We start from the raw sequence: 24,360 nt of genomic DNA, 5'->3' as shown, positions 1-24,360 counted from the left end.
AGTAAGTATATGGTAATTGCCATCTATTTACAAGTTATTTTCTGATTAGTTTGTAAATTATCGTTTCATCGTTATATAGCAGAAATTAAAAAATCTCCTTGTCTTTTCACAAGGAGATTTTTTAATTTCTATTCTTTTTTATCACCAATCGCAAATGTAATTTCTGCCTCACATGCAACTTCACCATCTACTGTTGCGATTGCTTTTCCTTTTCCAATCGGGCCGCGTACGCGTGTCATTTCTACTTCTAGACGAAGCTGATCACCTGGTCGTACTTGTTTTTTGAAACGGCAATTGTCGATACCTGCAAAGAAAGCAAGTCTTCCGCGGTTTTCTTCTTTCTTTAATACTGCAACTGCTCCAACTTGCGCTAATGCTTCTACAATAAGTACACCAGGCATAACTGCATAGTCAGGGAAGTGTCCGTTAAAGAATTCTTCGTTTGCGGATACATTTTTAATCCCAACCGCTCTTTTTCCTTCATCTACTTCTAATATTTTATCAACAAGTAAAAATGGATAGCGGTGAGGAATGATTTCTTTAATTTGTTCTATATTTAGCATGTAACAATCGCCCCTTTTGTAATATTGGTCTTACCACTTGGACATATTGCTATTATCCCATTTTGTTTATTATTTGTCATTACAAAGTAACATTTTATATTTAGCACAACTTCCTAAAAAAAATGCACACACTCTATTCCATTAAAATAGTTGCACATTTTTGCAACTGACACGGAGGTAGAAAAGAGTGTATGCCCAAATTAGGGAAAGGCAATATGTATTGAAACATTATTTGCCTTAATGTCGTATTCGACTCATTATATTATAAACGTTTTCAAATAAGGAAATATTAAATTTAACCATATATATGAATATTTTACCTGTTTCCTTCATATTTCTCTATTTTCCTTCCATTTTCGCAAAAAAGCAAAATAAAAAAATATAAAAATGAAAAAAAGAACTAAGGCGTCAGCCTTAGTTCTTTCAAATTATCTCAAAGCACGCTTTGGTAATCTGTCGATATTCTCTAACATAATACCTGTACCAACCGCAACGCAGTGCATTGGGTTTTCAGCAATTAATACCGGTACTTTTAGTTCTTCTGCTAGAAGCATGTCAATACCGTGTAGTAAAGCTCCACCGCCTGTTAGAATAACACCGCGGTCGATGATATCTGCAGATAATTCTGGTGGTGTGCGCTCTAATACGCCTTTTGCAGCTTGTACAATAACAGCTGCATTTTCTTTTAATGCTTCTGTAATTTCTTCAGAGCATACTGTAATTGTACGTGGTAAGCCTGTTACCATGTCACGTCCGCGAATTTCAAGTTCTTCGCTACGTGCACCTGGGAATACTGTACCAACCTTAATTTTAATATCTTCTGAAGTACGTTCCCCGATTAATAGCTTATACTTACGTTTAATATAGTTTAAGATCTCCATATCAAACTTATCGCCAGCCATTTTGATAGAGGAAGAGGTAACAATATCACCCATAGATAGTACAGCGATATCTGTTGTACCTCCACCAATATCAACAACCATGTTACCGCTTGGTTGGAAGATTTCCATACCAGCACCAACTGCGGCTACTTTTGGTTCTTCTTCTAAAAATACTGTTTTACCACCTGAACGTTCAGCAGCTTCACGAATTGCTTTTTGTTCTACTGATGTAATATTTGTTGGACAACAAATTAAAATACGAGGTTTTGAAAAGAAGCTCTTTACGTCCAATTTGTTAATGAAATACTTTAACATTGCTTCTGTAATTTCGAAATCTGCTATTACACCATCTTTAAGCGGACGAATTGCTACAATATTACCAGGCGTACGTCCCACCATACTTCTCGCTTCTTCACCGACTGCTAATACTTTACCACTATTACGATCAATTGCCACAACAGATGGCTCGTTTAATACAATACCCTTACCTTTAACATGAATTAATACATTAGCCGTACCTAGGTCAATTCCGATATCTCGCGCAAACATTCCCGTTTTTTCCTCCTCGATATTCAAAATCAGGTTACACCCGAATTCTTTTCACCTAATTTCTGATTTTATCATAAATTTAACAGAAACGTAATATTCGCAAAAAGAATTCTTCTGAAAAATATTACCGAATGTGAACGGAATGTTTGCTACTGTAACATTATTGACGTACAGGCTTCTCTACATCTTCTTTTCTATACTTTTGTTTTGTTGCTTCTCCACCTCTTAAATGACGAATAGACTTATGATAATCAAGAATTTCTTTTACTTCATTTGCGAGCTCTGGATTAATCTCTGGTAGACGTTCTGTTAAATCTTTATGAACTGTACTCTTTGATACCCCAAATTCCTTTGCAATGACACGCACTGTCTTTCTTGTCTCCACGATATACTTACCAATCTTGATAGTTCTCTCTTTGATGTAATCGTGCACACCACTCGCCTCCCTAATTTGGATGTGAGAAGGGTGAAATGAGCCTCGCTGCATACGACTAAGAAGTAAGTGTGAGTGCTGTTTGTAAGCGTTAAACATTCTTGGATTTATAATGAAATGATTCACGATTTCTCACCTCAAACACTCTCTTTGCTTTGGTTTATACCATTGTATTGCCCGCACTACTGATATATGCTACATGTTCACTATTTTTGCGGACTAAGTTAAGAAAAATTACGTTTTTTTGTGAGAAATACGTTAAAACTGACTATTATGGCCAAAAAAAATGACACCTTGTATAAAAGGCGTCATTCTTCTCGTTCCAATTCTTCTTCTAACAACTGATGGTGGGGAACCTCTTTCTTACCGGCAATATAATAATATAAAGTGAATAAAACAAACAATAAAATAATAGCAGTCGACAGAACAAATAAAAATGACACAGTATCCCCTCCCTTTTGTAATATATATTCGAGAATCTCGTCATTTTTCCTTGTTTTTGCAACTTTTTTCTCGAAATTGATTATTTTTATATAGAAATAAAAAAATCAGCTCTCCTAGTGAGAACTGATTTTTTCACTTTCTTATTCTTGTGAAGAAGAATCGTTAGATGATTGTGTAGAACCATTTGTTGATTTTTCTTCTTTCTTCGGTTCTTCTTTTTTGTCACTAGTTGAACCGCTTGTTGATTTCTCTTCTTTTTGAGACTTGTCTTCTGTTTTATTTTCTGGTTTCGTGCTCGTTGACTTCTCTTCTTTTTGAGATTTGTCGTCAGCTTTTTTACCAGAAGCATTCGTAGCTTTTGCAGCACCTGCATCAGCTTTAATTTCTGTTACTGATTTATTTAAGTAACGTTCAGGATTCACAGCCACATTGTCTTTACGTACTTCAAAGTGAACGTGAGAGCCTGCCTCTTTATTCATTGCACTTAGACCGGATGTTCCTAATACTTCACCTTGTGCAACTCTTGCACCTTTTTCTACTTTCACACTGCCTAAGCTTTGATAAGATACCGCTACACCATTTCCACTATCAACTGTTACAACATAACCAAGAAGTGAATCTTTTTCAGCTTTCGTTACTGTACCACTTAAAGCAGCAGCAACATTGAACTCTTTCCCATTCTTCGCAGCAATGTCAATTCCTTTGTTCGGGGAATATGTGTTGTTATAAAAGACAAGTGCTTTTTCTTGTTCCGCCTCAGTTGCTGCATCTTCATAGAATTTCTTCTGTACGACTACTTCCGCATTCGCGGCAGCTGGCATTTTCACTACTTCTGAAGATTTCGTTACTGGTACTGCTGGATCTTCCGATTGTGTATACGGTGTTGCTTGATCGTGGTTTGGAGTCTTCTTCGGATTAGCTCCTTGGAACCATAGCGCAACCATTAAGATTACCGCTGCACAAGCAATGTATAGTGCCGGAAACACCCATCTTTTCTGAAATAAATGTACTACCTTTTGCGACTTTTTATTATTTCTTCCTCGCATTCCATCATCACCTCAGCAATCATTTTGAACAATATTCACGTATCCTATACAACGTATAACTAATTACTTTTCGACAAAATCTGTAAAAATATGTATAAGGAATGTAAAATTTCCGAGGAAATGATAGAAAAAAAGAAAAAACTGAGCGTTTCGGCTCAGTTTTTAGTCTAATTGTTTCTTTTTGTACACAATAATACAAAGAATGATAAGACATATAGTCCAAATTGTATTGTTTAAAATATGTTCTTGAATCGCAATAAACCCTTCTCCCTTTATAACTTTTTGCAATGCCTCCATAACATGATTTGTCGGAAGAAGATTAACTACTTTTATAATAAATTCATTCTTAACCATTTCTTGTAGCATCGGCCCCATTATGAATATTATAAAAATCGGAAGCCCCAATATAGATGTTTGTGCTATATTTTGGGATAGTAAGCCAACTATAGTACCTAAAACGACACATAACAATGTTCCTATTAAAATAATAATAACTAGCATACCAATATTTCCTTTAAAAGTATCTAAAATCACTAAACTAATAAAACTAGATGCTAGTACAAAAAATACAGTTAATACACTTTTACCTAAAATAACTTCTATTGGACTTGCTGGAGACAACATCAATACTCGTAACGTGTGTTTTTCCTTCTCCTCTGCAATAATAATTGCTTGCACATAACTTCCCACCATGGTAATCGTCATTACAATAACAAAACCTGCAAAGAACTCTTTTATAGAATCCATATTACTATAGAATACAGCAAGTAGAATAGGTAATAGCGCCATTAATATAACTTGTGAGTTTTTACCTGCATCATTTATTTCTTTTCTTACAATAGCCGAAAACCGTTTCATTGAAAATGTCATTATAATCCCCTCCCAGTAACTTCAATAAAGATATCGCCTAGCGTTGGTTCGTGTGAATGAATAGATAACAGTTCGCCCTTTTTCATCCATTCTGAAATACGTTTTGCGCCTAATTCATCTTTTTGCACTACTTCTTTTTGTTTATCTTTTAATACGACCTCTATTTGATCCTTAGCGTATTGTAAGCGTAGGTTCTCTGGCGTATCAAGCGCTACAATTTCTCCGCCACAAAGGAAGGCAATACGGTTACAAAGCGTTTCTGCTTCATCCATGTTGTGAGTCGTTAAGAAAATGGTCGTTCCTTCTTCATTTAAGTCTTTTAAGATTTTATGAATGTTTTGAACGTTTACTGGATCGAGTGCAGATGTTGGTTCGTCTAAGAAGAGGATATCTGGTTTATGAAGGATTGCTCTTGCTAGTGTGACGCGTTGCTTCATTCCCTTTGATAGTTTCTTTACTGGTGTTTTTTTATCATCTAATAAATTTACTTGTGCTAGTACTTCATCGATTCGTTCTTTTTTACAATCGTATAGGTCACAAAATAATAGTAAGTTATCATAAATACTAAGTCTTTCATATAAGCCGCTGTTATCTGTTAAAATACCAATTCGTTTGTAATCGATGCTACTTGGTCCTGTAATATCTTTCCCTAATACTCTTACTGTTCCAACACTATGAAGCAATTGAGAAGTTAAAATTTTTACCGTTGTCGTCTTACCAGATCCACTCGGTCCAAGGAATCCGAAAATCTCTCCTTGCTTCACCTCAATATTTACATTTCGAAGTGCCGTTTTTCCATCGAAACTTTTCATTACATCTTTCATTTCAATTGCCAATGTCATTTCTTCATCCCCTTTGTTTTTCTTCTTTATAGATGAAAGTCGCTTTAGCGCTTTTCGTTCGTTTGTTTCGCTTTTCTTGACTCAATCATATGAAAAACAAAGGGTTTACGCAGTAAAATACCGGTAAAAGGAGTATTTTTACCGGTGAATGAATCGCATGTTGAGCTTATTGGAGCACTTTTTATAGCCCAATCACGCCTTTTAATTCATCCATGCGTCCTTTCGAAAGCGGGATTGAACTTTTTCTTTCGTCATCCAAAATTAAACTAAAACTATTACGAGTCCACGTAATCACTTCTCGTACTCTTTGTAAATTCACAAGATACGAGCGATGACATCTAAAGAAACCAAAACCTGTTAATCTTGCTTCTAGTTCACTTAATGTTAATGCACATACGAAATCACCTTCACGAACGTGAATATGCGTTACTCCGTTTTGCGTTTCAATGAAATGGATTTCCATCGGATCAAGTAAAATGATTTTATCGTTCACTTTCGCTGGTATTCTTTCTAACTTCATTTGCGGAATCATTTGAATGACTTTTTCTTCACCGACTTCTTCCACTTCCTCTTGCTCAATTTCTATCTTTTTCACACCATCGTTGTTTAATATGTATACATCTTCCGTTAACGAAAGGGCATCCGATAGGAAAGATGACGTAATAAAAATCGCCTTTCCTTGTTCTTTCATTTTCATGATTGCTTTTCGAATAATGATCGTACTCTCTATATCTACATTTTGCTCTGGCTCTTCCAAAATAACTAAATCCGGATTATGAATCATCACTCGTCCAATATGAAGACGACGCTTCTCTGAAAACGATAGTTTTTCTATTTTAACGTTTAGTTTATCTAGGAGACCAACAGACTGCACAACTTCTTCTATGCTTATCTTTGATTCATAAAGCCCTATTAAAAACTTAAAGTATTCCTTCACCTTCAAACGATCATATGCCTCATCTTTCAAAAAACAAAAGCCGATGCGTGGATAATTTTTCTTTCCAATTGCTCCCCCTTCAAACAGTACATTGCCAGTCGACGCTTCTTCTTCGCCTATAATGATGCGGTGCAACACTTTAGCTGTATGATTATTGCATTGCAAAACAACACATTGTCCTTTCGCGACTTTTAGGTCAATTACCGGTAATTGGTTCGTTTTCCCTAACTGTTTCAACTCCAGTAGCACCATTTCATCTCCCCCAAATGCCTTTTTATCCTATTATATCAAACAGTTAATGGAAAATTATGATATTTTAAACAAAAAAATAAGTGCCAGAGTTCTGACACCTATTTCTTCACCATCAATTTTCCTTCATAATCATTCATCGTCTTTATTTCAACGCCTTTATAGTAATGAGCGACGATATCTGTATATTTCTTTCCTTCCGCTGCCATACCGTTCGCTCCGTATTGACTCATACCAACGCCGTGACCGAAGCCTTTCGTTGTAATGATGATTTTATCCCCTCGTTGTTTCCACGTGAAATCAGAAGAACGTAAATCTAACTTTTCACGAACTTCTTTTCCTGTTAATGTTTTTCCTTGAAAAGCTACATCCTTTACGCGCTTTCCTTCCGTAAGGTCTTTAATATTTCCAACCTTCCCGTCTGCTAGTACTTTCACACCGAGACGTTTTTGAAAATCAGCTACTGTAAATGTTTGCTCGCTCGTAAACTTTGGAGAGGCTTGATCCCACGGACTATCTACACTTTTCAAGTACGGATAATCATTTCCCCAATAGTCAGCTGCATTTTCTGTCCGGCCATTACTCGTTGAGAAGAAGGATGCTGAAATTGGTTTTCCATCATATGTTAAAACTTGTCCTGCTGTTTTCGAAACGGCTTCTTCGATTTTCTTCAAATTATTTTCGTAGTTATTACCCCATTGTTTCTTCAATTCTTCTTTACTTTTGTACACTTGATCTTTCACCGTATCTGTCACGTCCGCATTATTTTTCTTTCCTCCGCTTAGCATACGTTGTACTACAAATGTTCTCGCTGCTAATGCCTGTGCCTTTAGTGCCTCTATTTCAAAACTGGCATTCATCTCAGAAGCTACTACACCGGTCACATACTCCTCCATAGGCAATGATTCTACCTTCTTCTGTTTCTCACGATATACAGCAACTTGAACCGCTGTATCTACTTTTCCTGGAGCTGGTATACTTTCTATCGCTGGAGGAGTTTTAGAGGCCGTTTCTTCCCCTACTTTTGCTTTCGCAAATGGGATAACAAGGGCTGCAGGTACAATGATAACGAGCGCTATTAAGAGCGCTACTGTAATAAAAAGTGGCTTTGAAAATTTCATCCTATTTTCCCCCAATATAAAAGCTTTACTCCATTCATTCTTATGGAACAACTCTTTCTTTTAGAACATACTTAAGGAGGAAGAGCATAAAACGGAAATTTTCTAAATATTTTTACTGGTACGTGCATAAGTATAGAATTTATTGACTATAACAGTAATAACCCCAAAAAAATAGCCCCTATGTCAAAAGACATAGAGACTATTTCAATTAAGCGTGAAGATCAGAAACTTCTTGTTCTTTCACTTCTTCTACTTTTTCGTTTACACGTTCAATAGTTGCACCTAATGCAGCTAATTTCTTATGGAAATCTACATAACCACGGTCAAGATGTTTTAACTCAGTTACACGAGTATAACCTTCTGATACTAAACCAGCTAAGATTAATGCAGCTGCAGCACGTAAATCAGTTGCGCCTACTTCAGCACCTTGTAAGCTGTTTGGACCGTTCATAATAACAGAACGACCTTCAATTTTAATATCAGCATTCATACGACGGAATTCTTCAACGTGCATAAAGCGGTTTTCGAATACCGTTTCTGTAATCATGCTTGTTCCATCAGCTTGTAGTAATAATGCCATCATTTGTGATTGCATGTCTGTTGGGAAACCTGGGTGAGGCATAGTTTTAATATCAACCGCTTTTAACTTATCTGGGCCGATAACACGTACACCTTCGTTTTCCTCAATAATTTTAACACCCATTTCTTCCATTTTCGCTGTAATTGAGCGTAAATGTTCAGGTACAGCATTTTCAATTAAGATGTCTCCACCAGTAATTGCTGCTGCAACCATGAATGTTCCCGCTTCAATACGGTCAGGAATAATAGAGTGGTTTGCACCATATAATTTATCAACGCCTTCGATACGAATCGTTCCAGTTCCAGCTCCGCGTACTTTCGCTCCCATTGCATTTAAGAAGTTAGCTAAGTCAACGATTTCTGGTTCTTTCGCTGCGTTTTCAAGAATTGTTGTCCCTTTTGCTAATGTAGCTGCAGACATAATGTTTTCTGTCGCGCCTACGCTTGGGAAGTCTAAGTAGATTTTAGCTCCTTTTAGTTCTCCCTCAACATATGCCTCAACAAAACCGTTACCAACCTGTACTTTTGCTCCCATTGCTTCGAAGCCTTTTAAATGTTGGTCAATTGGACGTGAACCGATTGCACATCCACCAGGAAGTGCAATACGAGCACGACCATTACGTGCTAATAATGGTCCCATTACTTGAACAGATGCACGCATTTTACGTACATATTCAAATGGTGCTTCAATGTTTAGTTCTTTAGAAGAATCGATTGTTACTTGATTATTTTCAAATACGACTTCAGCATTTAAATGACGTAATACCTCATTAATTGTGTATACATCAGACAAAACTGGTACTTCAGATAGTACATTCTTTCCATCACTCGCTAATAGGGCTGCAGCGATTATAGGTAATACAGCATTTTTTGCGCCCTCAACACGCACTGTGCCGTTTAACCGCTTTCCGCCACGGACGATGATCTTTTCCAAATTATTCCCCTCCGTGTCCTTTTTTCAGTATCTATTCACTCAATACTCAGAAGTTATGATCGGTGTGCCAACCACAATTGTATCTTTGTTGTCTGTAGAACGTATTGCTATTTGCACATTTATTTTCTCTCTATTTGTTGAAAGAGCGTCATCCCACTTTTTATTGTATGCGGAGACTGACACAAATGCTCTTTCTTCTACTTGTTCGATCGCTCTTGCTGAAAGATCTTTCAAAACCTGATTGGTTTTATTTTGCAAAACACCTTCAATCTTATCATTCAGTACACCTTGAACACAAGTGTAAATTATAGGTTTTTCACTAAAAATTTTATTCACTTTTTGAACATACTTCGGGTCCCATTTCGCCCCACTTACTTCAAAGATAATGAAAGTGTTTTCTTTAGTATTTTCTTTACTCCAAGTTACTACTACTCGTTCTTCATGAGAAGCAAACTTTTTATAGGATGTAGCTTTATATCCATCTGGAGATTGCTCTACTTCCCACTTTTGAATATTTGCCTTGTCCTTCACATCGTTTAACAACTTTTGAAACGTATGTATATTAGAAATTGTTTTTGTTTCTCTAGCTAACCATGACCATTTTTCTACTTTAGCATCATTTTTCTCTAAAGCCTTAATCATGCTCTCCATTTTCTGTTCATCGCTTATCGGTTTCATCTCTCTATATCCAACCAAAAATAAAACAACACTAAGTGCAACAATAAGAATGGCTTTAAGCTTCAATTTCATCCCCTCCTATCCCCATTGTTAACGGAGATTTGAGGTTCTATACACTTACTTTACTAAATACGTTAAACTCTTCGAATAGCCTAAATAATCAAGGAAAAAGTTACTTACAGATGTCCCAATTGCAATTGTAATTAAGATGAGTAATACTCGCGTCTGCAGCACTTTTCCGGACTTCATTAAACGCTCAATGTGAATGCCTTGCAAAGCCCACCACGTAATGGTAATAAACAATAAATGCGAAACAATGGCAATCAGTGCTTGTTGCCCTAAAAGTTGTGCCAAAAAATCGACCCCTTTTTACTCAGCTACTACTTATGAAAGAATATAAAAACGATACCATAATAAGTAGGAGCCACACTTTTTCAAATGCAAATAGACATCTTACATTTTACATCGTGATTTTCTTTCAAAAAACGTATATCTACATTACAAGTTAACACAAAATAAAAAGCGCAGAGTACTGACTCCACACCTTTTATTTTCACTATTGTACCACGTTCCCTAAGAAGAAGAAATCTTTCATTAATGGAAAATATTCATAAAAGAAATTGTACCCAATCATCGGCATAATCCCTAGTATTACAATCGAAATTGCACAAAGACTCATAACAACCTTTATATTTAACGGTAACCGTATCCTCTCTTCTGTCTCTCCGGTGCGGAAAAACATTTGTTGTAAAATACGGAAATAATATACGAATGAAACAACTGTCGTACCCATCATAATCGAAGCTAGTACGTAATGTGCTGGCTCTACATGAAGCGCGCCTAAAAAGATGTTAATCTTTCCAATGAAGCCAGCCGTCCCTGGTATCCCGGCCAGCGATAAAATAAAGATTGTCATCATGATCGCTGCAAATGGTGATTTCTTATATAATCCGGTGAAAATCGTTATGTTTTCCTTATCGTTTTGTAAGATTAAGCCGTGGATAATGGCAAACGCGCCTATATTCATAAGCATGTATGCCAGCATATAAAACCACATGCTATCCAGCGTAAATGGTGATAATGCCACAAGTGGAACGAGCAAATACCCAGCATGCGCAATACCTGAATAAGCAAATAAACGTTTTATGTTGTATTGTTTTAACGCGACTACATTCCCAACAATCATCGTTATACTTGCTAGCACCGCAATATATATACTCATATGCCCATATAAAGATTGCATATCTCCTTGTATTAATACACTTGCAAAAACCATAAGGAACAAACGAATAATGAGTAGGAACCCAGCAATTTTAGAAATCGTTCCAAGAAAAGCGGTAACAGGTGTAGTCGCTCCTTCATACACATCAGGTGCCCACATATGAAACGGCACTGTGGCAATTTTAAATGAGAGACCAACTAGCAATAAAAGAAATGCAAGAGCTAACAATAACTGAATACCACTAGCGAGCTCCCCAGTGAGTACCTTTTGCATATCTACAATGTTAGTTGAACCTGTAATACCGTATAAATAACTCATTCCGAAGAGCGTGATCGCCGTTCCAATTCCTCCGCTAATGACATATTTCATTGCCGCTTCATTTGATGCACGGTTCTTTTTTCGTATTCCGACTAAAATATAAGAAGAAAGTGAAAGTAACTCTAAACCAACAAAAAGGGTGATAAAGTCAACACTAGAAGCCATGAACATCGCGCCAAGAAGTGCCATTAAAAATAAGTAATAATATTCGCCCTTATCTTCAATCGGATTCTTCTTATCATCGCTCATTGCGATGCATAAAATGAGAGCTGAGGCGCCTAATAACAACGTTTTAAACCCTTTTGAAAATCCATCTAACACAAACGATCCATTTAAAATATCTCCAGCTGGTTCGCTATATAGCGTAATTAATGAAACAATTGCTAATACGATGGCAGCGATCGCACCAAGAGCTACATATCTATGGTTCAGCTTAAAAAACAAATCACATATGGAAAGAAGGATGGCGGCCCCGAGAATAATAAATTCTGGCACCATTAGATGCCACGATAAGCTAAGTAACGTATTCATATCCATCCTACTTCACCCCCAATGTTTTCAATGTATTTTGAAGCGGATCCCCTAGTATCTCTGGCATAACTCCAATTGCAATAATACAAAAGATAAGTAGTAAAACAGGGACGTACTCCCATCCGTGTATATCAGATTTTGCTTCCCATTCTTTCTTTCCAAATGTCACTTGAAGTGTCGCTCTTAATACGTATACAGCGGTTAAAATGATGCCAATCACACCGACTGCAGCAATGACGGGCTCTCCTTGAAATAAACCAAGAAAGGCAAGAAATTCACTAACAAACCCAGACATCCCTGGTAGTCCAAGCGATGCCATTCCTCCTGCTAAAAAGAATCCGCTAAGTATCGGTACACTTTTCGCAAGTCCGCCTAGCACCATAATATCCGAAGTTCCAAATCGTTGTTCTATAACACCTAGTAAGAAGAAGAGCAAGGCTGCAATTAAACCATGTGATACAACTTGGAATAACGCTCCCTGTGTACCAGGTGCATTAAGTGACGCAAGTCCCATTAACACAATTCCCATATGCGAAATACTAGAGTAAGCGAGGACTTTCCTAAAGTCCGTTTGGATGAGCGCTAAAAAGGTACCGTATAATAAATTAATTACGCCTAATATCGCAATTAGCGTTGCAACATCGTGAAAATATTCCGGGAATAACCCTTTCCCGAAGCGAATAATACCGTACGCTCCAATCTTTAACAAAACACCCGCATGAAGCATAACTACAGCTGGATGCGCTTCTATGTGTACATTGACCATCCAGCGGTGCAACGGAAAAACAGGTAGTTTAATTGCAAAGGCAATCATTATGGCAATAAATACACCAAGCTGCAAGCTACTTGGGATGACGAGTTCTCCCCCTGCGCTTACGCTTCTTAATATCTCTTTCAGCTCCACAATATTTGTTGTACCTGTTTTCGCGAACAAAATTGAGAAAACAATGAGCAAAATAGCTGAGCCAATGCCGTTATATATTAAATAACTATAAGCAGCCTTTTCACTCGACAATTTTCCCCACTTCCCAATTAATAAAAACATTGGTGGCAACGTAATTTCCAAGAAGATAAAAAACAACATTAAATTTTGAGCAGCAAAGACGCCGAGCATCCCTATTTCTAGCATGAGTAACAGCATATAAAATGCTTTTAAATTGCTTTTAATAGAAAAGGCTGCAATTGCTGCAAGCATCGCTAGAAGAGCCGTCAGTACCATCATGATAAGCGACAAACCATCAATACCGAGCTCGTAATAAATAGAAAACCACCTTTTATCCACCGCTGTAAAATCTCCGAACTTAATCCATTTCACCTTTTCATCAAATAGTGACAAGCTCTTTCCAGAAGCATATGTACAAGCGAGGACGATGGCGATTCCAAATGGAAGTGCCGTCCCAAATAAGCCAAGCGCCCGCACTGTACGCAATTCCTTTTTCGATGTTAATACAAGCAATAAAATTCCTAAAAGCGGGGAAAAAATGAAGAACGTTAACAACAAATCATTCATCGTAAATCCCCTCCCGTATAGAGCAAAATAATGACGAGTACAGCGAGCGAAACAGCCGTTACAGTACCGTACACTTGTACATTCCCGTTTTGAAGCTTCGATCCAAGATTACTTGTTCCTTTAACTACACTTCCAATTAAAACTGCAATTCCTTCGACTACATACACTTCAAATAAGCGAAGCACACGAGCGATTCCTTTCGTAATAGGGATCACCGTCATGTTGTATAGTTCATCCACATAATATTTTTCTTTCAAAAGATTATAAAACGAGGTTCCCGTACCCCCAGCCCACTCTCTAGAAATTGATTTCTTGCCATATATGAAATATGCAAGAGCGATTCCCGCAAATGAAACGAGCGTCGCAACAATCATAATCCAAACTGGTCCATGCGCTTCTTCAACCTTAAACCCTACATCTTTCGTCAACCAATCTCCGAGAAACGTCCCAAACCATGGTGTATTTATATATCCTGCCACTACTGCGAGAACGCCGAGAACAATCATTGGATACTTCATAACGCGGGGCGACTCATGCACATCTTCCTTCGTCTTCGCTTCCCCAGTAAAGACAAGGAAGTATAGACGAAACATGTAAAATGCCGTTAAGAATGCCGCAATTACTGCTAATACGAATAAAAAGTAATTACCATTCATCCAAGTCGCAGCCAAAATTTCATCTTTACTAAAGAACCCAGAAAGGAGTGGAACCCCACTAATTGCAAGTGTACCTATCAAAAATAGCGTACCAGTTACTTTCATCTTCTTCTGTAAACCGCCCATTTTGTTAATGTTTTGCGTATGCACGGCATGAATTACACTTCCTGCTGCCAAAAATAGTAGTGCTTTAAAAAAAGCATGTGTCGTCAAATGGAATATACCAGCTACATAACCAGCAGAACCTAACGCGAGCATCATATACCCGAGCTGGCTAACTGTAGAATAAGCAAGTACTCTCTTTATATCTGTTTGTACAAGGCCGATAGAGGCCGCAAAGATTGCAGTGAAAGCTCCAACAATTGCCACTGTCTGCATCGCTACCGCACTTGCCGAAAATAATGGAAACATCGTCGCTACTAAATATACGCCCGCTGCAACCATCGTCGCCGCGTGAATAAGTGCCGAAACGGGCGTTGGCCCCTCCATTGCATCTGGCAACCACGTGTGAAGCGGGAACTGACCTGATTTCCCCATCGCCCCGATAAAAATTAATATCGCCGTTATTGTAATCATGTAAGGAGGTAGAGCCCCTGTATAAATCGCCCTAAATATTGCGTCATATTCAAAACTACCTGCGTACCAAAAAATTAAAATCATCCCGATAAATAAACCAACATCCCCAATACGGGTCATAATAAAAGCCTTTTTTGCAGCAGCCTTCGCTTCTTCTTTAAAGAAATAAAAACCGATAAGTAAAAATGAGCCAAGGCCAACTAATTCCCAAAATATATAAAGCTGTAATAAATTCGTTGATATAACAAGCCCTAACATCGCAAATGTAAAGAGTCCTAAATATGCGTAAAAGGTTGGTAATCGTTCATCACCTTTCATATAACCTTTCGAATACACATGTACAAGCAGACTCACAAGCGTAACGATAAACAACATTAAAGCTCCTAATGCAGTCACTTCAAAGCCAAATGATATATCCACATCTCCAGCTCTAAGCCACACCCACTTATGCTTCACGCTTGCTTCTGAAAATCTTTCTATTAACACAAGTACCGCAAGTATAAAGGAGAGAAAGACGAAAAAAATACTAAGTACACTGCTTCCTTCTCTAATTTTCTTCCCGAATATAATAAGTAACAAAAACGAAACGAGTGGGAAAAGCGGTATGAGCCATGCATAATCGATCATTGTTTCCTTCCCCCTTTTTCGGTCACAATGCTATCCTTTGAGCGTATCCATTTCATCCACCTGAACTGTCGTACGATTACGATATAAAGCAATTAAAATAGCGAGTCCTACCGCCGCTTCCGCTGCCGCTACAGCCATCGTAAACAGTGAGAAAATTTGACCTGTTAAATTCGGAAATAAGCCTAATTTACTAAACGCCACTAAGTTTAAATTGGCAGCATTTAGCATTAATTCGATACAAACTAATACGATTACTGTATTCCGCTTTGTTAAAGCTCCAAATAGGCCGATGCAAAACAAAATAATCGCAAGTGTTAAATATGCAGAAGCCGGAACGCTACTCATTGGAATCCTCCTCTTTCTCGTCCTTTTTCGCAAGTATAATCGCGCCAACGAGTGCTACAAGTAAAATAACTGAAGTTAGTTCAAATGGGATAATATATTTTGAATAGAGAAGCGTACCGATTTGAAGTGTGTTGTTTTCATGGAGAGGTAAACTTCCTTGTGTGCTCTCATTTGCAAAATCAATATTATTAACAGCGAAATACATAACCGCTCCAAATGCTACAACCGCAAAGAAGATAATCCATTTTCGAAGAGTAAGACGCGATTCATTTTCCGCGTTATGTTTCGTTAACATAATGCCGAAAATCATAATAATTGTGATTGCACCAGAGTAAAGTAAAATTTGTGCAACGCCTATAAATTCGGCTGATAAAAGAAAATACAAACCTGCAATGCTGAGAAATGTTAGAACGAGAGCTAGCATCATGTGCATAACTTTCGTTAAGTTCAACATAAGAACACCGCCGATAATTGCAGACAAGGATAGTATAAAGAATGCTACAAACTCGCCATTCATGCCTTATTCTCCTTCCTGACGTTTTCGTCGTTTTCGTCAAGCCACTGCAAATTTTTAAATAAGTCATCACGTGAATATTCCGCGAGCTCAAAGTTATTTGTCATGACAATCGCCTCTGTCGGACAAACTTCTGTACATAAATCACAAAGAATACAAATTTCAAAATTAATATCATACGTGTCGATAATTTTTCCTTTTTTCGTAGGATCCGGATGTTTCTTTCCTGTTAACTGAATACAGTCTGTCGGACAAATGTTAGAGCATTGATTACAAACAATACATTTCTCCGGATAGAATTTTTGAATCCCCCGAAAACGGTCTGGCAACGGCAACGGTTGATTTGGATAATCATACGTTACCTTCTTCTTGCTCAAATTACTTAGTGTATATTTTAATCCTTTAAATAGTCCCTTCATCTCTTACTGGCACCCCCCTCATAGATTAGAAGAATAACTCCTTAATCAATGCCGTTAAGAAAATATTTGCAAGTGCAATCGGCAATAATACTTTCCATCCAAACTCCATTAACTGGTCACCTCTTATACGCGGGAACGTAACGCGGAACCAAATTAATAGAAAGACTACACTGCTAAATTTCAAAGCAAACCATACGGCACCTGGGATAAATCCAAGAAACATGACTGGATTCCATCCGCCTAAAAAGAGCACTGTAATTAACGATGCCATCCCGAAGAAATATACGTACTCTGAAAGCATGAAAAACGCCCAGCGAAAACCTGAGTATTCCGTATGATATCCAGAAACAAGTTCTGACTCCGCTTCTGGCAAATCGAATGGCGTCCGATTTAACTCTGCAACTGCTGCAATTAAGAAAACGACGAAGCCAATTGGCTGCACGAAAATGTACCAAACCTTCTCCTGCGCCGCTACAATCTCATTTAAATTCAGGCTACCAGCCAACAACACGATACCAATTACACTCATTACGAGCGGAATCTCATAAGAAATCATTTGCGCCGCCGCACGCATCCCTCCTAAAAGGGAATATTTATTATTCGATGCCCATCCCCCAGTTACAACACCTATCGTCGTAATACCGGAAACAGCGATATAATAAAGTAGCCCGACTCCAATATCGGCAAATTGAAATTTATCAGTGAACGGTATAACTGCCAGCACCATAAATGCTGGCGCAAATGCAATGACAGGTGCTAATATAAACAGTGGTTTATCTGCTGCTTTCGGAATACTATCTTCTTTCAATAATAGTTTTAAAACATCAGCTACCGTTTGCAGTAAACCGAATCGGCCTCCAACCTGGTTTGGTCCAATCCGCCCTTGCATAAATCCCATCACTTTCCGTTCTGCCAAAATTCCATATGTAACGAAGCCAAGGACTGCAAATAGTAGAAGCACCGCTAATCCGAAAAAAATGAAGAAATTCGTCCAGCTTGAAGGTGATTGTAAGAGCGTCTCAATCATTAGCCATCAACCTCCCCAAGTACAATATCAACTCCACCTAAAATCGTAATTAAATTAGCGATGTTTTCACCTTTCAATAACTTCGGTAAAATTTGCAAGTTATAAAAAGATGGCCTACGAAACTTCAAACGGTACGGCTCTTTCTTTCCGTCACTAGCGATGTAACAACCAATCTCTCCGCGCGGCGATTCGATACGTACAAACGCTTCTCCCTTAGGTGCCTTAATAATTTTCGGTACTTTTGCCAGCACTGCTCCATCTTTTGGGAACTGCTGAACTGCTTGCTCAACAATCTTTAAAGACTCCTCGATTTCTTGCATTCGGCAAACGTAGCGATCCCAAGCATCTCCCACGCTTCCAACAGGAATATCAAAATCAAAACGATCATAAATCGAATACGGCTCGTCTTTGCGAAGATCCCAGTTTACTCCAGTGCACCGCAAATTTGCTCCGCTTAAAGAATACGAGATCGCTTCTTCCGCGCTATATATACCAACGCCTTTCACACGATTTAAGAAAATCTCATTACCGCTAACAAGATCATGATAACCTGCCAATTGCTCTCTCATATACGGAACAAACTCTTCCACCTTTTCAATCCAACCATCTGGCGCATCCCACTTCACACCGCCAACTCTCATATAGTTAAAAGTAAGCCGTGCCCCGCATAATTCATTTAATAAATTTATAATCATCTCTCGTTCACGAAACGCGTACAAAAACGGGCTGACCGCTCCTATATCAAGAAGATTCGTCCCCCACCAAACGAGATGGCTTGCAATTCTCCCTAGCTCCATCGCAAGTACTCGCAAGTATTCGGCACGCTCCGGAATTTCAAGCCCCATCATCGTCTCTACAGCATGGCAAATGACGTAATTATTCGTCATGGCTGATAAATAGTCCATTCGATCTGTATAAGGGATAATTTGCGTATACTGTAAGCTCTCAGCGATTTTTTCCGTCCCGCGATGCAAATACCCAATAACCGGTGTAGCTTCTCTAATAATTTCCCCGTCAATCTTAATTACGAGCCTGAACACACCATGTGTACTCGGATGCTGAGGTCCTACATTCAAAAGCATCTCTTCCGTACGGATCATAGCTACACCTCCACATCATACGGTTCATAGTCTTTTCTAAGCGGATGTCCTACCCAATCATCTGGCATTAAAATACGCGTTAAATTCGGATGCCCTTTAAATATAATGCCGAGCAAATCGTATGCTTCTCGCTCCGGCCAGTCAGCCCCTTTCCAAAGCGCTGTCACAGATTCAACTTGCGGTTCTTCCCGGTCTAGCTTTACCTTCACCGCTACCGATTGTTTCTTACCATATGAAAACAAATGAACATATACTTCCATATGTGTCACAAAATCCGTCGCATGTAGCTCTGACATATAATCAAAAGCAAGTCCTTCATGGAATCGCAGTGACTCCATCACTTCATAATATTTTTCGGGATCCACCACAAGAGTCGGCACATCCTTTGACAGTTTATTAATGTAGGAATCTACTAATACACCCTCTCCTACCTTCTCCCTAATAGCCTCAACATACTGATTTAAATACGGCTGATTTACGGACGTTTCTTCCCGCTTCGGCTCATCCTCTTTCTTACCTTCAGCTCCCTTTGTCTTCGCTCTTGCAGCCGCTGCTGCTTTCGCTTTTGCTGCTGCAATTGCCTTTGCCTTTTCATCTCCCGAATCCCCATCACCTTGCGAAGCTTTCTGCTTCGCTAATGCTGCCGCTTTTGCCTTGGCTGCTGCCACCGCCTTTGCCTTTGCTTTCGCTTTTTCTTCTTCCGTTACTTCTTCTGTTCCTTCTCTTTTCTGCTTCGCTAACGCCGCCGCTTTTGCTTTTGCTGCTGCCGCTGCCTTTGCCTTCGCTTTCGCTTTTTCTTCTTCCGTTACTTCTTCTGTTCCTTCTCTTTTCTGCTTCGCTAACGCCGCCGCTTTTGCTTTTGCTGCTGCCGCTGCCTTTGCCTTCGCTTTTTCTTCTTCCGTTACTTCTTCTGTTCCTTCTCTTTTCTGCTTCGCTAACGCCGCCGCTTTTGCTTTTGCAGCCGCTTCTGCCTTCGCCTTCGCTTTCGCTTTTTCTTCTTCCGTTACTTCTTCTGTTCCTTCTCTTTTCTGCTTCGCTAACGCCGCCGCTTTTGCTTTTGCTGCTGCCGCTGCCTTTGCNTTTTTCTTCTTCCGTTACTTCTTCTGTTCCTTCTCTTTTCTGCTTCGCTAACGCCGCCGCTTTTGCTTTTGCTGCTGCCGCTGCCTTTGCCTTCGCTTTCGCTTTCTCTTCTTCCGTTACTTCTTCTGTTCCTTCTCTTTTCTGCTTCGCTAACGCCGCCGCTTTTGCTTTTGCTGCTGCCGCTGCCTTTGCCTTTGCTTTTTCTTCTTCCGTTACTTCTTCTGTTCCTTCTCTTTTCTGCTTCGCTAACACCGCCGCTTTTGCTTTTGCAGCCGCTGCTGCACGTCGTTTTGCTTCTTCTATAGTAATATCATTATTTTTTGGTAGCGCTTTCTCTTTTTCTTGATTTTTTGCCTCAAGCTCACTTATTTCCGCCTCGTGTTTCGCTACAAGGCGTTTTCTAGCTGCTTCTTTTTTCAGATCCTCTAAGTCTTTGTTTGGATTACTCATTTATTCGTCACCTGCTTCCCGGTCTTTGCTTCGTAACGAATTTTTTCTTTTAATTTATTAATTCCATAAATTAAAGCAGCCGGATTTGGGGGACAACCAGGAATATACACATCAACTGGTACGATTTGGTCTACACCTTTCACAACAGCATATGAATTTACATACGGACCACCTGCTGTCGCACAAGATCCCATCGCAATAACCCATTTCGGTTCGGGCATTTGATCATATAAGCGCCGAACAATAGGAGCCATCTTCTTCGTTACTGTTCCCGATACAATCATGACGTCCGATTGTCTTGGTGAAGTCCGAAAAAATGACCCAAATCGATCTAAATCGTAATGTGATGAGCCTACTCCCATCATTTCAATTGCACAGCACGCCAGTCCGAATGTCATCGGCCATAAAGAATTGCTCCTCGCCCATCCTTTCAACTGCTCCAATGTAGAAAAAAAGATATTTCGTTCTAATTCTGCTCGCTCATTTGGATGTAATTCCTCAAAATTTATAACCATTGTAACACCTTCTTTTTCCAAGCATACGCTAATCCAACTAGCAACATTACAACAAAGATGAGCATTTCAATTAATGCAAATAAACCTAGCTTGTCATACGCAACAGCCCAAGGATATAAAAATAAAGTTTCTACATCAAAGATCACAAACAATAAAGCGAAAATATAATAACGAGCATGAAACCGAATATTTGCATCATGAAACGGCTCAATTCCACTCTCATACGTCGTCGCCTTTGCTGCACTTGGCTTATTTGGGCGCAGCATCCTTCCTAATGTAAGAGCCACTACCGGCAGCAATATACCTAATAGCAAGAAAATCAAAACGATCATATAACTATTTTCATATACACTTGCCATTGTGAAACCCTCCCCCCTAAATTAAGAACAAGTTCACATAGTAAACAATATGTCCTAGTTGCAGTAATTATTATTTTTAAATTTTTCTAAATAATACAACTATTCTAATCATTATAGCAAACTTCAAATTCCTATGTCGATATGTTGGGAGACAGAAACAAGAATTATTAAAATCTATTTTTACAACTCGCTATAACTGTGCAAAATAAATATAAAACTTATATACGCTTTTCAAGAAACCGTAGGTGATATAAATGAAAAAACAAACACATGTAAGTATTCTTATAAGCATTGTATTGCTGTCTATAACGATTCACTACGTAGCGATGCCTTTTCTATATGAATATTCATTTCCTTTTCAGCTATTAATCGGAATGAGTACCCTATTAATTGATATTATCGCTTGTAGTTATATACTTTACTTTTCAAACATGAAAGAAGGGCTATCTCGTTTATTTTGGATTATATTATCTGTTGGAGCTCTCTCTTATTTTATCGGTGATATAGTCGTTGCCTATCAGCGTTTAATTGTAAAGGACTTCTATACGTTCGTTGATCCATCTGACCTTTTTTACTTACTTTTTTTAGTTACTTTTGCATTTGCCTTTCTATACGAAATCATTTATAACCGAGATTTATTAGAAAAACTTTTTATGCTATGTGATATTTGTATTATCGTTACAGCCCAATTTACTTTAAGTTACTACTTACTTATTGAACGAACCATTCACGTTTTTACAACATCCTATATCGACATATTTGTTCAACTTACCTATCCAATGGTTGATTTACTCTTTCTCTTAATAGGAATCAATCTTTTATTCAAACCACTATCCTTATTACCTAAAAAGGTTGGTGCGCTTCTTAGCAGTGCTTTAATTTTATATGCTACTACAGATGCGATTTATGCTTATATAAAATACTTCATACCAGAGTATTCTATGTTTACAGTTACTCCTTTCTATCAAGTAACCTTAGTACTAGTAGCAATCGCCTGTATTCTCCATACAAAAGAACCTGAAAAACAAGAGCAAGTACTACTAACACCTAAAATTGGTGAATCAATCCGATTATCATTGCCTTATATTTCAGTAATAACACTTATTCTTTTTATATTAGTTGAATACGTCTTTGGGCCTATTATAGTAATTGGTCTTATAATAACTTTCTCTTTCGTTCTCATACGTCATAGTTTAGTTCGAAAACAAAATAAAATATTATTGCTAGCTCAAATGCAATTCAACTCAGAACTCGAGAAACAAATTAAACTACGTACAGAAGATTTAGTAGAACAGAAAAATGAACTCTATCATAATCAACAAATGTTTAAATCTTTATACGAGCATCATCCAGATCCAATCTTCACATTAGATTTATACGGCAATTTTCTCAAAGTAAATAACGCTGGTACTACTTTACTCGGTTATCAAACGAATGAATTATTAAACCAGCCTTACTATTCACTCATATACGAAGAAGATTTAGAAGAAATGATTAATTCCTTTCATCGTGTAAAAAAGGGACATTCTATCTCTTTAGAAATACGGGCGTATCATAAAAACAGAGATATTTACTACTTGCACGTTACCGCCGTACCGATCTTTTTAAAAGAGAAAATTTCTGGGGTTTATTTAATGATTAAAGATATTACGGAAAGCAAACAACAGCAAGAACAGATTAATTTTCTAGCATACCATGATACTTTAACAGAACTTGCAAATCGTCGTGCATTTCATCAACATTTGGAACAGGCAATTGCACGAGCAAAAATATCGAAAAAGCCTTTTGCTGTTATGTTTCTCGACCTAGACCGTTTTAAAGTTATTAATGATACCCTCGGTCATCGAGTAGGAGACCTATTGCTCATCGCAGTAGCAAAAAGGCTCGAAAGAATATCAACATCAAATATGAAACTCGCGCGGCTAGCTGGAGATGAGTTCACAATCCTTATCGAAAATTACAAAAAAAAGCCAGATGTTCAAAAAATGGCTGATATAATTGTAGCGGCCATGAATGAGCCATTTGAAATCGAAAATCAACATTTACAAATCTCACCGAGTATCGGAATTGCAATATATCCTGAAGCAGGTGAAGATCCGCTATCCATTTTGCAGCATGCTGATATGGCCATGTACGAAGCAAAAAATAAAGGAAAAAACGGTAGCTCTCTTTACACGAAAGAACTATATAAAAAAATGGAACGAAAAGCTCGAATTGAAAAAGATCTGCCAATTGCTTTAGTAAACAAAGAATTTCATCTCGTCTATCAACCACAAATTGATACGACAACAAATAAAATCATCGGCGCTGAAGCTTTAATACGTTGGAAACACCCACTATTAGGTGATATTTCACCATGTGAGTTTATTCCAATTGTAGAAGAGACGCCACAAGTAGTCCCACTTGGACATTGGGTATTACAAGAAGCTTGTCTCCAATTAAAAATATGGCATATCCTTGGCTACCAAAATTTAAAAATAAGTGTTAATTTATCCGCAAAAGAGTTCCGGCAAGATCAATTAATCGAAAACATTTCACAAATATTAAACAACGTAAGCGTCGACCCAAAATATGTCACACTTGAGTTAACAGAAAGAATTGCAATGATTGACGAGAAAGAAACGTTATTAAGACTGAAGCAATTAAAAGAATACGGTATCCAAACTTCCATTGATGACTTCGGTACTGGGTATTCTTCTCTTGCTTATTTATCAATTTTTCCAATCGACACATTAAAAGTACCGAGAGAATTCACACAATTAGCCGATCATCGTCCTGAAGAACGAGCCATCGTTTCTACAATCCTTTCCCTCGCAAATACTTTAAATCTTTCAGTCGTTGCCGAAGGAATTGAAACCGAAAAACAGCTTAAGTTTCTGCAAAAACATAACTGTAAATATATGCAAGGTTACTATTTCAGTAAACCACTTACTAGTAATCAATTTATAAAGTTTCTACAAAAAACCCCCAGTATGAACAAATAAT

General features: G+C 38.0%; 23 protein-coding genes and 2 pseudogenes. 1 reads left to right on the top strand and 24 read right to left on the bottom strand.

The features are described 5' to 3' along the window. Window positions 1–128: 128 nt before the first annotated feature. The 24 genes and pseudogenes from fabZ to nuoA all read right to left on the bottom strand — a co-directional run bounded on the left by fabZ (window position 129) and on the right by nuoA (window position 21,375). A complete protein-coding gene (fabZ, locus tag ASE54_RS27160) occupies window positions 129–563 on the bottom strand; it encodes a 3-hydroxyacyl-ACP dehydratase FabZ (RefSeq protein ID WP_000931959.1) in 435 nt (144 codons plus the stop codon). Window positions 564–991: 428 nt separating this feature from the next. Then, entirely contained in the window at window positions 992–1,993 is a 1,002-nt protein-coding gene (locus tag ASE54_RS27155) for a rod shape-determining protein (protein WP_000457978.1), read from the bottom strand. A 160-nt stretch (window positions 1,994–2,153) separates the two neighbouring features. Further along, window positions 2,154–2,426, bottom strand: coding sequence for a sporulation transcriptional regulator SpoIIID (gene spoIIID, locus ASE54_RS27150; RefSeq protein WP_000544012.1), 273 nt, complete (start codon window positions 2,424–2,426; stop codon window positions 2,154–2,156). Between the two features lie 308 nt (window positions 2,427–2,734). Continuing rightward, window positions 2,735–2,869 (bottom strand): hypothetical protein, encoded by a 135-nt coding sequence (locus tag ASE54_RS27145; protein ID WP_000008903.1) that lies wholly within the window; start codon window positions 2,867–2,869, stop codon window positions 2,735–2,737. A gap of 141 nt (window positions 2,870–3,010) precedes the next feature. Further along, window positions 3,011–3,916: a M23 family metallopeptidase gene (locus tag ASE54_RS27140; protein ID WP_001214924.1), complete on the bottom strand. Its 906-nt coding sequence runs from the start codon at window positions 3,914–3,916 to the stop codon at window positions 3,011–3,013. Window positions 3,917–4,078: 162 nt separating this feature from the next. Next, the gene (locus ASE54_RS27135) at window positions 4,079–4,786 is read right to left on the bottom strand and encodes an ABC transporter permease (protein ID WP_000144420.1); all 708 of its coding nucleotides are present in this window, start codon (window positions 4,784–4,786) and stop codon (window positions 4,079–4,081) included. Then, window positions 4,786–5,628 carry an ABC transporter ATP-binding protein gene (locus ASE54_RS27130; protein ID WP_000170827.1) on the bottom strand — a complete coding sequence of 281 codons (843 nt, stop codon included), beginning with the start codon at window positions 5,626–5,628 and terminating at the stop codon, window positions 4,786–4,788. Before ASE54_RS27130 ends, ASE54_RS27135 begins: the two co-directional genes overlap by 1 nt. Window positions 5,629–5,809: 181 nt before the next feature. Further along, on the bottom strand, window positions 5,810–6,817 hold the full coding sequence (locus ASE54_RS27125) for a LytTR family transcriptional regulator DNA-binding domain-containing protein (protein ID WP_000243437.1): 1,008 nt from the start codon (window positions 6,815–6,817) through the stop codon (window positions 5,810–5,812). A gap of 98 nt (window positions 6,818–6,915) precedes the next feature. Further along, a complete protein-coding gene (spoIID, locus tag ASE54_RS27120) occupies window positions 6,916–7,935 on the bottom strand; it encodes a stage II sporulation protein D (protein ID WP_000672657.1) in 1,020 nt (339 codons plus the stop codon). Between the two features lie 208 nt (window positions 7,936–8,143). Next, window positions 8,144–9,448: a UDP-N-acetylglucosamine 1-carboxyvinyltransferase gene (murA, locus tag ASE54_RS27115; RefSeq protein WP_000411275.1), complete on the bottom strand. Its 1,305-nt coding sequence runs from the start codon at window positions 9,446–9,448 to the stop codon at window positions 8,144–8,146. 39 nt (window positions 9,449–9,487) lie between these two features. Then, window positions 9,488–10,198 (bottom strand): YwmB family TATA-box binding protein, encoded by a 711-nt coding sequence (locus ASE54_RS27110; protein WP_003272396.1) that lies wholly within the window; start codon window positions 10,196–10,198, stop codon window positions 9,488–9,490. A gap of 45 nt (window positions 10,199–10,243) precedes the next feature. Beyond that, window positions 10,244–10,480, bottom strand: coding sequence for a DUF1146 family protein (locus ASE54_RS27105; RefSeq protein WP_000057889.1), 237 nt, complete (start codon window positions 10,478–10,480; stop codon window positions 10,244–10,246). Between the two features lie 202 nt (window positions 10,481–10,682). Then, a complete protein-coding gene (nuoN, locus tag ASE54_RS27100; protein WP_002083561.1) occupies window positions 10,683–12,197 on the bottom strand; it encodes an NADH-quinone oxidoreductase subunit NuoN in 1,515 nt (504 codons plus the stop codon). A 7-nt stretch (window positions 12,198–12,204) separates the two neighbouring features. Further along, a complete protein-coding gene (locus ASE54_RS27095) occupies window positions 12,205–13,707 on the bottom strand; it encodes an NADH-quinone oxidoreductase subunit M (RefSeq protein ID WP_000998960.1) in 1,503 nt (500 codons plus the stop codon). After that, window positions 13,704–15,566 (bottom strand): NADH-quinone oxidoreductase subunit L, encoded by a 1,863-nt coding sequence (gene nuoL, locus ASE54_RS27090; protein WP_000568213.1) that lies wholly within the window; start codon window positions 15,564–15,566, stop codon window positions 13,704–13,706. Before nuoL ends, ASE54_RS27095 begins: the two co-directional genes overlap by 4 nt. 30 nt (window positions 15,567–15,596) lie before the next feature. Continuing rightward, a complete protein-coding gene (nuoK, locus tag ASE54_RS27085) occupies window positions 15,597–15,911 on the bottom strand; it encodes an NADH-quinone oxidoreductase subunit NuoK (protein ID WP_000100079.1) in 315 nt (104 codons plus the stop codon). After that, on the bottom strand, window positions 15,904–16,428 hold the full coding sequence (locus ASE54_RS27080; protein WP_001012810.1) for an NADH-quinone oxidoreductase subunit J: 525 nt from the start codon (window positions 16,426–16,428) through the stop codon (window positions 15,904–15,906). The genes nuoK and ASE54_RS27080 overlap by 8 nt, the downstream gene beginning before the upstream one ends. Next, on the bottom strand, window positions 16,425–16,844 hold the full coding sequence (gene nuoI / locus ASE54_RS27075; protein ID WP_000677191.1) for an NADH-quinone oxidoreductase subunit NuoI: 420 nt from the start codon (window positions 16,842–16,844) through the stop codon (window positions 16,425–16,427). Before nuoI ends, ASE54_RS27080 begins: the two co-directional genes overlap by 4 nt. A 25-nt stretch (window positions 16,845–16,869) precedes the next feature. Continuing rightward, window positions 16,870–17,871: an NADH-quinone oxidoreductase subunit NuoH gene (gene nuoH / locus ASE54_RS27070; protein WP_000573426.1), complete on the bottom strand. Its 1,002-nt coding sequence runs from the start codon at window positions 17,869–17,871 to the stop codon at window positions 16,870–16,872. Beyond that, window positions 17,871–18,971 carry an NADH-quinone oxidoreductase subunit NuoD gene (gene nuoD, locus ASE54_RS27065; RefSeq protein ID WP_000621463.1) on the bottom strand — a complete coding sequence of 367 codons (1,101 nt, stop codon included), beginning with the start codon at window positions 18,969–18,971 and terminating at the stop codon, window positions 17,871–17,873. The genes nuoH and nuoD overlap by 1 nt, the downstream gene beginning before the upstream one ends. Window positions 18,972–18,973: 2 nt before the next feature. Continuing rightward, window positions 18,974–20,050, bottom strand: a pseudogene (locus ASE54_RS35285) (NADH-quinone oxidoreductase subunit C); the annotation flags it as partial. A 1-nt stretch (window position 20,051) separates the two neighbouring features. Further along, a pseudogene (locus tag ASE54_RS37275) lies at window positions 20,052–20,501 on the bottom strand (NADH-quinone oxidoreductase subunit C); the annotation flags it as partial. Beyond that, complete coding sequence (gene nuoB / locus ASE54_RS27050) at window positions 20,498–21,016, bottom strand: NADH-quinone oxidoreductase subunit NuoB (RefSeq protein ID WP_000236331.1); 519 nt, start codon at window positions 21,014–21,016, stop codon at window positions 20,498–20,500. The gene nuoB and the pseudogene ASE54_RS37275, both read right to left, overlap by 4 nt. Next, the gene (nuoA, locus tag ASE54_RS27045) at window positions 21,007–21,375 is read right to left on the bottom strand and encodes an NADH-quinone oxidoreductase subunit NuoA (RefSeq protein WP_000179273.1); all 369 of its coding nucleotides are present in this window, start codon (window positions 21,373–21,375) and stop codon (window positions 21,007–21,009) included. The genes nuoB and nuoA overlap by 10 nt, the downstream gene beginning before the upstream one ends. Window positions 21,376–21,629: 254 nt before the next feature. On the opposite strand from nuoA, the gene ASE54_RS27040 reads away from it, so the two are divergent. After that, the gene (locus tag ASE54_RS27040; RefSeq protein ID WP_000744996.1) at window positions 21,630–24,359 is read left to right on the top strand and encodes an EAL domain-containing protein; all 2,730 of its coding nucleotides are present in this window, start codon (window positions 21,630–21,632) and stop codon (window positions 24,357–24,359) included. The last annotated feature ends 1 nt before the right edge of the window (window position 24,360 follow it).

It is taken from the genome of Bacillus sp. Root131 (genome assembly GCF_001429475.1).
GTDB classification, from domain to species: domain Bacteria; phylum Bacillota; class Bacilli; order Bacillales; family Bacillaceae_G; genus Bacillus_A; species Bacillus_A thuringiensis_S.
This window is presented reverse-complemented; position numbering and strand designations above follow the sequence as displayed.

Coding starts and splice junctions, on each gene's coding strand:
- fabZ (WP_000931959.1), bottom strand. CDS start 563: ATGCTAAATATAGAACAAATTAAAGAAATCATTCCTCACCGCTATCCA.
- ASE54_RS27155 (WP_000457978.1), bottom strand. CDS start 1,993: ATGTTTGCGCGAGATATCGGAATTGACCTAGGTACGGCTAATGTATTA.
- ASE54_RS27140 (WP_001214924.1), bottom strand. CDS start 3,916: ATGCGAGGAAGAAATAATAAAAAGTCGCAAAAGGTAGTACATTTATTT.
- ASE54_RS27135 (WP_000144420.1), bottom strand. CDS start 4,786: ATGACATTTTCAATGAAACGGTTTTCGGCTATTGTAAGAAAAGAAATA.
- ASE54_RS27130 (WP_000170827.1), bottom strand. CDS start 5,628: ATGACATTGGCAATTGAAATGAAAGATGTAATGAAAAGTTTCGATGGA.
- ASE54_RS27125 (WP_000243437.1), bottom strand. CDS start 6,817: ATGGTGCTACTGGAGTTGAAACAGTTAGGGAAAACGAACCAATTACCG.
- spoIID (WP_000672657.1), bottom strand. CDS start 7,935: ATGAAATTTTCAAAGCCACTTTTTATTACAGTAGCGCTCTTAATAGCG.
- ASE54_RS27110 (WP_003272396.1), bottom strand. CDS start 10,198: ATGAAATTGAAGCTTAAAGCCATTCTTATTGTTGCACTTAGTGTTGTT.
- nuoN (WP_002083561.1), bottom strand. CDS start 12,197: ATGAATACGTTACTTAGCTTATCGTGGCATCTAATGGTGCCAGAATTT.
- ASE54_RS27095 (WP_000998960.1), bottom strand. CDS start 13,707: ATGAATGATTTGTTGTTAACGTTCTTCATTTTTTCCCCGCTTTTAGGA.
- nuoL (WP_000568213.1), bottom strand. CDS start 15,566: ATGATCGATTATGCATGGCTCATACCGCTTTTCCCACTCGTTTCGTTT.
- nuoK (WP_000100079.1), bottom strand. CDS start 15,911: ATGAGTAGCGTTCCGGCTTCTGCATATTTAACACTTGCGATTATTTTG.
- ASE54_RS27080 (WP_001012810.1), bottom strand. CDS start 16,428: ATGAATGGCGAGTTTGTAGCATTCTTTATACTATCCTTGTCTGCAATT.
- nuoI (WP_000677191.1), bottom strand. CDS start 16,844: ATGAAGGGACTATTTAAAGGATTAAAATATACACTAAGTAATTTGAGC.
- nuoH (WP_000573426.1), bottom strand. CDS start 17,871: ATGATTGAGACGCTCTTACAATCACCTTCAAGCTGGACGAATTTCTTC.
- nuoD (WP_000621463.1), bottom strand. CDS start 18,971: ATGATCCGTACGGAAGAGATGCTTTTGAATGTAGGACCTCAGCATCCG.
- nuoB (WP_000236331.1), bottom strand. CDS start 21,016: ATGGTTATAAATTTTGAGGAATTACATCCAAATGAGCGAGCAGAATTA.
- nuoA (WP_000179273.1), bottom strand. CDS start 21,375: ATGGCAAGTGTATATGAAAATAGTTATATGATCGTTTTGATTTTCTTG.
- ASE54_RS27040 (WP_000744996.1), top strand. CDS start 21,630: ATGAAAAAACAAACACATGTAAGTATTCTTATAAGCATTGTATTGCTG.